The following is a 10,119-nucleotide window of genomic DNA, read 5'->3' on the forward strand; positions in this document are numbered from 1 at the left end:
CTTCCGCATTGTTTTTGAAAGGGAGTGAGGAGAGATGAAGGCTTCCAGACTGCTGGCCTTGATTTGCCTGGCCAGCTCCTGCTTCTTCCTTGCACTGGCGACTGCGGCTCAAAACGCCGCTTCCCATGCACACCAGCAAACTCAATCTGCCAAGGCCGAGACGCCGGAGCCGCCGGATTTCGACGTCCAGGGTATCGGCTGGACCGAGTGCGCCTGCACCAAGTATGCCTGTCCCTGCCGGTCCAATGGTCATCCCGACACCAAGGAACATTCCTGTGATGCCGCCGACTTCGCCTACATCCAGAAGGGACACTGGGGCAATCAGAAACTGGATGGCCTAAAGGTGATCATCATCGGCGACCTGATCGATAGCTCGCCAGAGCGGGCGTACGCGAACGTTTATTTCGACAACAAGACCACACCACAACAACGCAAGGCCTTCATGGACATGTTCGGCTACATGTTCTCCAACTGGGGCGGCTCAAGCAACGCCGTGAAAAGTGTCAAGGTAGTGCCTCTGCGCTTCACCGAATCCACCGACAAACAGACCTACACCCTGACCATTCCTGGGATCCTGCAGGAAAAGGCGTTCCTCAAGCGCGATGCGCAGGGCAACCCCGTGCACACATTGCCGGCAATGGACCAGTGGGGCAATGAGATTCATTACGCCGACAACCTGGTCCTCAAGTATCACGATAAGGATTTGAAGCGGGAGTTTGACCACTCCGGTCGTCAGGCCAACTTCAAGTTCTTCCACACCACCCGGGAGATGTACGTAAACAAAGAACTGCTGATCCAACACGGCGACATGTCCGGAAGTTGGACCGACAAGCAGAAAGAAATCATCTCCAAGGCCAATATGAAGGTTGAGTAAAATTCTCCAGGAGTCGATCAGCCGAAAAGATCCCTTGGAAAATGCGGCGGTTTTGTGACTTGGATGGCCCACTCCAGCCCTCTTCCGGCTTGAGTGGGCCAGGTTCTTTGGCCTCGGAACTAGCTCCTCAGTCGCTTTGCTTACGCTGCCGGCACTCCCGCGCCGCTCAGCACCTGCTCGCGCTCTTCGGCGTCCTTGCGGACTTCGTCTGGCGATGACGGCAGTGCCAGGTTCAGCACCTCATCGATCGTCGAGACGTAGTGCACGTTAACGCCTTCCAGTTGCTCTGGCGACAAATCCTCTTCCACGTTCATCTTGTTTTCTGCCGGGAAGATGATGTCGTGCACGCCGGCACGCTTTGCCGCCAGGAACTTCTCCTTCACTCCGCCGATCGGAAGCACATTCCCGCTGAGGGTGATTTCTCCCGTCATGGCGGTCAACGGCCGAGTCTGCCTGCCGGTCAAGAGCGAAACCAGAGCCGTCACGATCGTCACCCCAGCCGACGGACCATCTTTGGGAATCGCACCCGCAGGAACATGGATATGGATATCGTGATTAGCGAAGAATTCCTCATCGATCCCCAGCTTGCCGGCGTTGGAACGCACCCAGCTTAGCGCTGCCTGCATGGACTCGCGCATCACATCCTGAATCTGACCTGTAATGCTCAGTCCGCCCTTGCCTTTCATCGCAGTGGCTTCGACAAAAAGGATGTCTCCGCCCGAGGGCGTCCAGGCAAGTCCCACCACCACGCCGGGGCGCTTGGTGCGCTCGGCAATTTCAGTGTCCACGCGGATCTTGATTCCACCCAGAAATTCGCGAGTCTGGATGATGTCGGGCGTGACTACCAGCTTTTCGTGCCGGCCTTCAGCCTGACGCCGCACCCGCTTGCGGCAGATCGTTCCAATCAGCCGTTCCAGATTGCGCACACCCGCTTCCCGCGTGTAGTGCCGGATAATGAAGCGGATCGACTCCTCGGGAAACTCGATCTGGTCCTTTTCCAGCCCGTTTTCGTCGATCTGCCGCGGGATCAGATAGCGGTTCGCGATGTGAACCTTCTCGTCCTCCGTGTAGCCCTGCAGCTCGATGATCTCCATACGATCGCGCAGCGGCTCGGAAATCGTGTCGAGCATGTTGGCGGTCGTAATGAACAGCACCTTGGAGAGATCGAACGGCACATCCAGGTAGTTGTCCCGGAAGGTTGAGTTCTGCTCGGGATCGAGCGCTTCCAGCAGCGCGGAACCAGGATCGCCGCGGAAATCGCGTCCCACCTTGTCGATTTCGTCCAGCATGAACACCGGATCGTTGGTTTCCGCCCGCCGGATGCCCTGAATGATTTGTCCTGGTAGCGCTCCAATATAGGTGCGGCGATGCCCGCGGATTTCCGCTTCGTCGTGTACGCCGCCCAGCGAGATGCGCACAAACTTGCGTCCCAGGGAACGCGCGATGGACTTACCCAGAGAAGTCTTACCTACCCCAGGAGGCCCCACGAAGCACAGGATTGGACCCTTCATCGCCGGTTTGTTGCGGCGGACCGACAAGTAATCAAGGATGCGATCCTTCACCTTCTGCAGGTCATAGTGGTCTTCATCCAGGATGGTCTTCGCCTTGAGAATATCCACTTCTACGCCTGAAGACTTGCTCCAGGGCAAGACCGCCAGCCATTCAATGTAATTGCGGGTAAGCCCGTAGTCGGCTGCCATAGGGGACATGCGAGCCAGCCGGCCAAGCTCTTTCATAGCCTCTTTCTTGACCTCTTCCGGCATGCCCGCTTGCTCGATCTTTTGCCGCAGCTCCTCGGTGTCCTTGGTAGTCTCGTCAACCTCACCCAGTTCCTTCTGGATGGCTTTCATCTGTTCGCGCAGATAAAACTCACGCTGCGTCTGTTGCACCCGATCCTGAACTTCAGACTGGATCTTGTTGCGCAGTTGCTGAACCTCCAGCTCTTTCACCAGGTGCTGATTAATCTTGTCCAGCCGGGCACGAACGTCCGCAGTCTCCAGAACCTCCTGTTTGTCACGGCTGGAAAGCGTTGGCAGTGAGGATGCGATGAAATCCACCAGCCGCCCCGGCTCTTCTATATTCATCGCCACCGTGGCCAGCTCATCTGACAGGGTCGGGGAGCCGGCGACAATCTGCTGGAACAGGGTTAGCACGTTACGCTGCAGCGCCTCCAGCTCGGCGCTCTTGGAGGGAGCGATCTCCCCAATCGCACTGGTCACCGCCGTCATGAAGGGTGCCAACTGCGTGTATTCGGTGATGTGAACCCGCTCCAGACCTTCCGCAAAAACGAAAAGGCTCTGATTCGGCATCTTTACGACCTTATGAACGATTGCAAGCGTTCCGATGGTGTAGAGGTCCACTGGCTGCGGGCTATCCACCCGCGCCTCCCTCTGCGCCACGACGATGATGGTCTTGTCTTCTCCCAGAGAATTAATCAGTTGAACCGAGCTCTCACGCCCCACGGTGAGTGGCAAAACCGCGTGCGGGAACAATACCGTGTCCCTGACCGGCAGCACCGGCAGGCTTCGATGCGCCTGCCCTTCCGGTTCTTTAGGAGCTGGTTCTTTGCGCTCTAAGTTGCGCGATGGATTGGCCATAAAGCTCCCTTGAGTGAACTATACTCAACTTTTGATGACCCTCACGGCACAAAAGATGCACTCCGCAATCTCCCCACTTCTCTTCGTGGCCGAGGGATTGTAAATCGGGGTGTGCCCCTCCGCAATGTGCCTGTCCCAACCAAAAGTGAAACTCATTCCGTAATTGCACCCGGAAAGAAAACAGGCCCATTGAGATGACGACCTCCCTAGAGGCGGCAGCATAACAGCGAAGTTCAATCCTGGGCTGCTCCCAATTGCATTCATCTATCCCGATTGACTGCCATGGTCCCAGCAGAGCGTCCTGATTAGCCGGTGGGGCTAATTCATTGTGGCTAGCTTAGGCGGGCTAGCGCATTCTGCCTAACTCCTTCGCAGACTAGCTCCGCAGAAAATCCGGGTATAGCCTCCCGCCCAATTAGCTTTCCTTAAGCATGGCCGGAAAGCAATCAGGAGGTTCCCCGAATGCGAAAAGCGTTGTACGCCTCCGTCTTGTTGCTGATAGTTCTTGCCAGCTCGTGTTTGATCTTCGCGCAGGGCATCAGTGACGTGTATCAACTCACTTACTACTCCAACCGGGAGAACGCAAAAATCATCACGGCAGCCGTGGTGATTCCCGATCAGACTGTCCGCATCATCAACCCCGGTGAGCAAGGAACGCCGCTGGGTGCCCACCACGGCACGGTTTGTGCGGACATTTACGTGTTCGATTCCAATCAGGAGATGACCGAATGCTGCTCCTGCCCGATTACAGCAAACGGCCTGCTCATTCTCTCGGTAAACAATAACCTCACGTCCAACCCGCTTACCGGTTTCCCGCCGCCTACTGACGGGGTGATTAAGATCGTTTCCGATAACCAGGCGAATTGCGACGCCACCAGCCCCGTGCCAACGCCGGATTTGCGGGCGTTCGCGACTCACCTGCAAAACCCCGGGGGCAGCGTTCTGGTAACCACGGAAGAAGAATTTGCGACTGCCGATCTGCAGCAGGACGAACTCTCCTTCCTGGGTCAGGCGTGCTCCTTTGTCCAGTTCCTGGGTAGTGGTAAGGGCACCTGCACTTGCCCGAGGGACTTGTAAAGCTAAGCAGTCTGGATGCCGGCTTCCAGATTGCTCGACAGTTCACCAGTTCACTGTTTCTGCGGGAGGTCGAGAAAAGCCGCCAGTTCTTTGGCGGCTTTTTTCGTTCACCGCAATGCCGACAGCCCCGGATCACACTTCCAGTGTGAACTGCGCCAGGTCGTAACGTACCATCCTCTCAAAACCACCCTCCCCTGACTATTGTTCAACTCTCCTGAATTCCTCGCCGCGGGAAGTGGTTGCCTGGATTTATGCTGCGGGGTAAATCCCCAGCACCTTCACGAAATCCGAAATCTCGGCCAGATGGTGCAGTGCGTTACGGGCAGGCTCATCGTCGCCACGCAAAAAGTCTACATAGAACACGTATTCCCAAGGGCGTCCTCGCAGAGGCCGGGATTCAATCTTTGTCAGATTGATGTCGCGCAATGAGAACACACTGAGCGCCTTGAACAGAGCCCCTGGCACATTGCGCAATGAGAATGCCACCGACGTTTTGTTTGCCCTCGGCAGCGCACGTTTTTGCTTCCGCACCAGGAAAAAGCGTGTGAAGTTCTGCTTGTCATCCTCCAGTCCTTTCACCAGGATGCTGGCGCCATAGACATGTGCCGCCTGTTTTCCCGCGATGGCTGCGGCATCTCGAAGCTTCCCCTCCATGATGTGTTTTACACTGCCCGCGGTATCGTAAAACGGCACCGCTCGAAGCCTGGGATGCTTACGGAAGAAGTCACGGCACTGCGCCAGCGCCACCGGATGAGATAAAACGTCCTTGATGTCCGCCAGGCGCGCCCCACGCGCCGCCATCAAGTTATGCCGGATGCGCAGTCGGAATTCCCGCTGAATGAAAACCTCGCGGACCAGCAGCAGGTCATAGTGTTCGGCGACTGAACCTGCCAGGGAGTTCTCGATCGGAATCAGGGCTGCCGCTGCTGCCGCCGAATCCAGCTTGTCGAATACCTCGGCCGAAACCGCGCAGGGCACGACCTTGCAACCCGGCAGAAAGGTTTGTGCGGCTTCGTCGCTGAACGAGCCCAGCTCCCCCTGGATCGCAACCTTCATCGCGGCAGTCGTCCTCACTTTCCACCCGTACCAATAACAATGTTGCCGGCCACATCAACTCGGAAACCCATTCCTGGCGGCACAACCGTGGTTGCACTGTACTCTGTGATTACCGCTGGACCAGCATACTTCCGTCCTGTCCCCAGCCCTTCGCGGTCGTGGACTGCCGTGCGCACAGCCCGGCCGCCAAAGTACACCAACGCGTGCTGCTTTTCTGCTGCTACTCGGGACGCCATTCTCTGTCGGGGAGGCTGCTGACCGCGTATCCGCGCGCGCAAGCGCAGAGTAACGATCTCCAGATCCCGATCGCGACTGCTGTATCCGTAATGACGCTGGTGCTCCTGATGGAAGCTCTCACACAATTCCTGCCCGAAGGGTACATTCAGCTCGAAACCCTGGCCGTGGTAACGCAGATCGGCAGTGGCCAGAAATTCAATCTTCCCGGGCCAACCTTCGCGTTTGAAATCTGCCGTAGCCATGCGGCGCAGCCTTTCGAGTTCTCCACGGAAGTGGGAGAACTCCCCGCGGCCGAGCAGTTGTCGCTGCTTTCCTGAGGCGGGCGCCATTCTTACGCGTTGCAACAATGTCCGTGAGTAATCTTTCACGATGTCGCTTACCAGAATCCCATAAGCGGATGTGGCTCCTGGCCAGGCGGGAATGACCACGTGCGGAATGTTCAGTGCGGCTGCCAGTTCGCAGGCGTGCAGTCCGCCTGCTCCGCCGAACGCCACCAGCGCAAAATCCCGCGGGTCGTGGCCGCGCTCGACCGAGACCACGCGAATAGCCTTCTCCATGGTCGCGTTGACCACCCGAATGACGCCGGCAGCGAACTCTTCCACACTTAACTGCTGTTGTCTCTCGTGCAGCCAATGCTTCACTTTTTGATGGGTGCTTTCCAGCTCAAGGCGGAATTCTCCCCCCAGGAAACGATCTGCGCGCATGCGTCCCAGCAGCAGGTTAGCATCGCTGACTGTCGGCTCCTGACCCTTGCCATAGCAGATAGGGCCCGGATCGGCGCCCGCCGATTCTGGTCCCACTCGTAAGGCCCCGCCCAGATCGAACCGAGCGATGGATCCGCCTCCCGCTCCCACCGTATGAATGTCGAGCATCGGCACCCGCACCGGCAGGCCGGCAATTTCCCCTTCATTGCTGGCACGCACTTCCCCATCTACCAGCGCTACATCCGTCGAAGTACCGCCCATATCGAACGAAATGATCTTGTGGAAGCCGCTGCGGCGGCCCATGGTGGAAGCACCCACGACTCCCCCCGCCGGGCCGGACAGCACCGTGCGCACCGGCTCACGCGCCGCCGACTCCAGCGAAGTAATTCCTCCACTGGACTGCATCACAAAGACCGAAGGATTGGTTGCTTGCCGGTCCCGCGATTCTTGCCCTATTCCAAGGGCCACCCGCTCCGACAAACGCCGCAGATATCCCTCCATCACTGGCTGGAGATACGCATTCATCACCACCGTACTGGTGCGCTCGTATTCTCTGAACTCCGGCAGGATGATGTGTGACACAGAAATCGGCAGCCCCAGGCACCTCAGCGCTTCCGCCACAGCACACTCGTTCTGCGTATTTGCAAACGAAAACAGCAGGGATATAGCAATCGCTTCCGGCTTTTTTGCCTCAACTGAATCCACCAGCTGCTCCAGTTCCTGCTGATCCGGAGCCTTCACGATCTTGCCTTCCGGGCTGGTTCGTTCCTCGACGCCGAAGCGCAGCTCTCTTTGAATCAATGGCGGCACGCGATCGAAGAAGAAGTCATAAAGGCGGGGGCGGGCCTGCCGTCCGATCTCGATCACATCTTCGAACCCCGCCGTCGTGACCAGGGCAACGCGGGCTCCCTTGCGCTGCAGCACGGTATTGGTGCCGACGGTAGTTCCGTGCAGCAAAACCGGAGCGCTGCGGCTTATGATTTTCGTGAGGGCACTGGCAATGGCTTCCGACGGATCGGCGGGAGTGGAAAATACTTTCAGCATCCGTACCCGGCCATCTTCCACCCAGATGCAGTCTGTGAAAGTTCCCCCTGTATCGATCGCTACGCGCAACTCGGCGGTGCCTGGGCGAGGACTGATTCTGCGAACAGCAGACTGGTGACGGCTTCCAGCGGCCATCATCAGACCAGCAGCCGCTCACGGATGGTCATCAGTCCCGCAACGATACAGAAGAGTGCGAGCAGGTAAGAGGAAGCCAGCAGGAATCTCGGCGCTCGCCCAACCGACTGGGCTTTGGCCGTGAGGCGGGAAAATGCCCGCTGGGTCAGGAATGCATAGCCGACCATGGAAACAATGATGCCCAGCACAAACACGCTCACTCGCAGAATGGTGATTGCCAGGGTCTGGGAGATCGCAATCGGCACCACCGCGATCAAGCTGCGGGTTCCTCCCAGGGCAAAGAGAATACCTAAAGTCGCGGCCAGGCCGCCGTGCAGATGCTGATGCTGCTCTGGGCGCCTGTTTTCTTGAGCCGGTGCGTGCGCATGACCAACTCCCAGATGCAGATGATAGTGGCCGTGATGGGCGGCGCCGTGTGTGTGGCCGTGCTCGTGAATTTTCACCCTTCCCGTGATCAACGCCCACAGCGCGAGGACTCCGGTGAAGACCAGAAGCCCGCCTCCAGCAAGATCGAAGCGCCGCTCCCATGACGGCGATAACAACATGCGCCCGAAGTGCCCGAGCACGCCGGCTGCTCCAAGAACTAACGCATGGCCACCGGCAAAACGCATGGCAAAGAAAACCACGCGGCGAAAGTTGTGGCCTACGGCGAATCCGAAGGTCGAGATCGCCGCCAAATGGTCCGGTCCAATCCCATGCAGCAGTCCGGCGGCAAAGATGGCAGCAAGCAAAAGCATAGGGTCACACGAAAACAGCGGATTCTAGCATCTTGGAAACGTGCCCCGGTCGAGCCGACATGCAGGTTTGATTTCCAATTCGCACATTTATTCCAGCCGCTTGGCCAACAGCAAAGCATCAATCCGGTTCAGGTAATAGCGGGGAATGACTTTCAAAACGAAATAGCTGAGACGCTTGTAAAACCGGATCGCGTTGTCATTGTCCACCGCGGTTTCCAGATAAATGGTGTGGCAGCCTTCCCCTTGCAGGCGCTGCTCGGCGGCTTGCATCAGTTTCAGCCCCACTCCAGTGCGCCGCAGTTGCGGCTGCACGTCGATGGTGACGACGTGCCCCATGCCTTTTCCCAGATCCTGAGCAACGATGAAGCCCGCCACTTCCGCGGCCGCCCTCCTTCCTTCCTGCCCCTCCCCGGATGGTTTCTCTTTCGCGATCTCGGGTTCCGCCACCAGCGTGAATGCACCTTTCATCTTCATATACCAGCCCAGTTCTTTCTTGGAATAGGAAATACCACGTACAAAGCACTCCTGATCCAGACGCCACAAGGCCTCGAAATCTTCCGGGCGCGACTCGCGGATGCGAATATCCACTCCAGCATTGTAAAGGCGTCAATCGATGCCCGACCAAAAAGGAAGCCAGGCCAAACGCGCATTTACATCTATCTAGCCCAGAGACCTAGGAATCGATTACATTCAGAGGACCTGCGAGGAGCCATGACTGAGCCCAGCTATGAAGAACTGAAAGCAAAATTGGCCCAACTGGAAAAGCAAGTTGAAGGACGCCGCGGAGGTTCGCTTGAATTCCGCATCAGCGAGAAGGGCGCGGTGAGCGTTTATGGTCTGGGCCGATTCCCGGTGACGCTCTACTACGAACAGTGGATACGGCTCTTAGGACAAGCCGATGAGTTGAAAGCTTTCTTAGAGGACAACAAGTCCAAACTCAAACTGAAAGCCTAGCCGCCGGGGAAACTTTGAGGCAGAACCCACTGGAATTCCTGCGGCTGATCACCACCGGTCGCCGCAGCGGCCAGCCACGTGAGGTGGAGCTGTGGTTCGCACAGCGCGATGGCTGCTATTACGTGATCGCTGAATACTACACAGCCCACTGGGTACAAAACCTGCGTGCGGATCCCCGCGTCCACTTCTCGGTGAAAGGTGCAGCCTTCGAGGGTCGGGCCCGCGTTGTCGATGCCAGCGCCGATGCCGCTCTGAATCGCGACGTTCAGCAACTGTTCCGCGAAAAATATGGCTGGAGCGACGGTCTGGTGGTGGAGCTATGTCCCGCAAAAACGCTTCCAGGATGTAACAACTAGAACGTGCGCTCTCATCCTGAGGGGGTGCCCCAGGCCTCGCGCTTTTCGAGACCTGGGCGGACCAGTTTACGGACCAGTTGCGAGGGCAGTCAAACAGATGGGGGGTCTTCTTATATGAAGGGGAAAAGTGATACACCCCCTTACGTGATCGACGTGGGTTCCCGAGCCTGAAATGGAAGCTATTACGGCGTCGCGGACGGAAGGGGTACGGCGCGGGCTTTGGGCGGTAGGGGGTAGGTATCGGTGCTGGTGGGAGCGGGAGCCAGGAGCGTGGCCGGAAGCGATTACGGAATCGGCAACCGCATGCACGCGCTTGGCGCGGGTGACGGGGCGACGCTATCGGCGCGG

Annotated in this window: 9 protein-coding genes; 4 read left to right on the forward strand and 5 right to left on the reverse strand. The window is 57.9% G+C overall.

Features of this window, described 5'->3' with window-relative positions; translation table 11 throughout:
- The first annotated feature begins 34 nt into the window (after positions 1–34).
- Positions 35–874 (forward strand): DUF1326 domain-containing protein, encoded by an 840-nt coding sequence (locus VEG30_07635; protein HXZ79784.1) that lies wholly within the window; start codon positions 35–37, stop codon positions 872–874.
- 140 nt (positions 875–1,014) lie between these two features.
- On the opposite strand, the gene lon is transcribed toward VEG30_07635, so the two are convergent.
- Positions 1,015–3,471 (reverse strand): endopeptidase La, encoded by a 2,457-nt coding sequence (gene lon / locus VEG30_07640; GenBank protein ID HXZ79785.1) that lies wholly within the window; start codon positions 3,469–3,471, stop codon positions 1,015–1,017.
- A gap of 462 nt (positions 3,472–3,933) precedes the next feature.
- On the opposite strand from lon, the gene VEG30_07645 reads away from it, so the two are divergent.
- Entirely contained in the window at positions 3,934–4,548 is a 615-nt protein-coding gene (locus tag VEG30_07645) for a hypothetical protein (protein ID HXZ79786.1), read from the forward strand.
- A gap of 249 nt (positions 4,549–4,797) precedes the next feature.
- Here VEG30_07645 and pheA read toward each other — a convergent pair whose 3' ends face one another.
- The 4 genes from pheA to VEG30_07665 form a co-directional block, all read right to left on the reverse strand.
- Entirely contained in the window at positions 4,798–5,604 is an 807-nt protein-coding gene (pheA, locus tag VEG30_07650; GenBank protein HXZ79787.1) for a prephenate dehydratase, read from the reverse strand.
- Positions 5,605–5,618: 14 nt separating this feature from the next.
- The gene (locus VEG30_07655; GenBank protein ID HXZ79788.1) at positions 5,619–7,658 is read right to left on the reverse strand and encodes a hydantoinase/oxoprolinase family protein; all 2,040 of its coding nucleotides are present in this window, start codon (positions 7,656–7,658) and stop codon (positions 5,619–5,621) included.
- A gap of 68 nt (positions 7,659–7,726) precedes the next feature.
- A complete protein-coding gene (locus VEG30_07660) occupies positions 7,727–8,461 on the reverse strand; it encodes a hypothetical protein (GenBank protein ID HXZ79789.1) in 735 nt (244 codons plus the stop codon).
- An 87-nt stretch (positions 8,462–8,548) separates the two neighbouring features.
- Entirely contained in the window at positions 8,549–9,049 is a 501-nt protein-coding gene (locus VEG30_07665) for an N-acetyltransferase (protein ID HXZ79790.1), read from the reverse strand.
- 123 nt (positions 9,050–9,172) lie between these two features.
- Here VEG30_07665 and VEG30_07670 point away from each other — a divergent pair, with 123 nt between their 5' ends.
- Both VEG30_07670 and VEG30_07675 read left to right on the forward strand, forming a co-directional pair.
- The gene (locus VEG30_07670) at positions 9,173–9,415 is read left to right on the forward strand and encodes a hypothetical protein (protein ID HXZ79791.1); all 243 of its coding nucleotides are present in this window, start codon (positions 9,173–9,175) and stop codon (positions 9,413–9,415) included.
- A 14-nt stretch (positions 9,416–9,429) separates the two neighbouring features.
- Complete coding sequence (locus VEG30_07675; GenBank protein ID HXZ79792.1) at positions 9,430–9,771, forward strand: nitroreductase family deazaflavin-dependent oxidoreductase; 342 nt, start codon at positions 9,430–9,432, stop codon at positions 9,769–9,771.
- The last annotated feature ends 348 nt before the right edge of the window (positions 9,772–10,119 follow it).

The sequence above is a fragment of the Terriglobales bacterium genome (genome assembly GCA_035624455.1).
Taxonomy (GTDB): Bacteria; Acidobacteriota; Terriglobia; order Terriglobales; family Acidobacteriaceae; genus DASPRM01.

Excerpts from the sequence above, each read along its gene's own strand:
- VEG30_07645 (HXZ79786.1), top strand. The coding sequence starts at position 3,934 with ATGCGAAAAGCGTTGTACGCCTCCGTCTTGTTGCTGATAGTTCTTGCC.
- VEG30_07670 (HXZ79791.1), top strand. The coding sequence starts at position 9,173 with ATGACTGAGCCCAGCTATGAAGAACTGAAAGCAAAATTGGCCCAACTG.
- lon (HXZ79785.1), bottom strand. The coding sequence starts at position 3,471 with ATGGCCAATCCATCGCGCAACTTAGAGCGCAAAGAACCAGCTCCTAAA.
- VEG30_07660 (HXZ79789.1), bottom strand. The coding sequence starts at position 8,461 with ATGCTTTTGCTTGCTGCCATCTTTGCCGCCGGACTGCTGCATGGGATT.
- pheA (HXZ79787.1), bottom strand. The coding sequence starts at position 5,604 with ATGAAGGTTGCGATCCAGGGGGAGCTGGGCTCGTTCAGCGACGAAGCC.
- VEG30_07635 (HXZ79784.1), top strand. The coding sequence starts at position 35 with ATGAAGGCTTCCAGACTGCTGGCCTTGATTTGCCTGGCCAGCTCCTGC.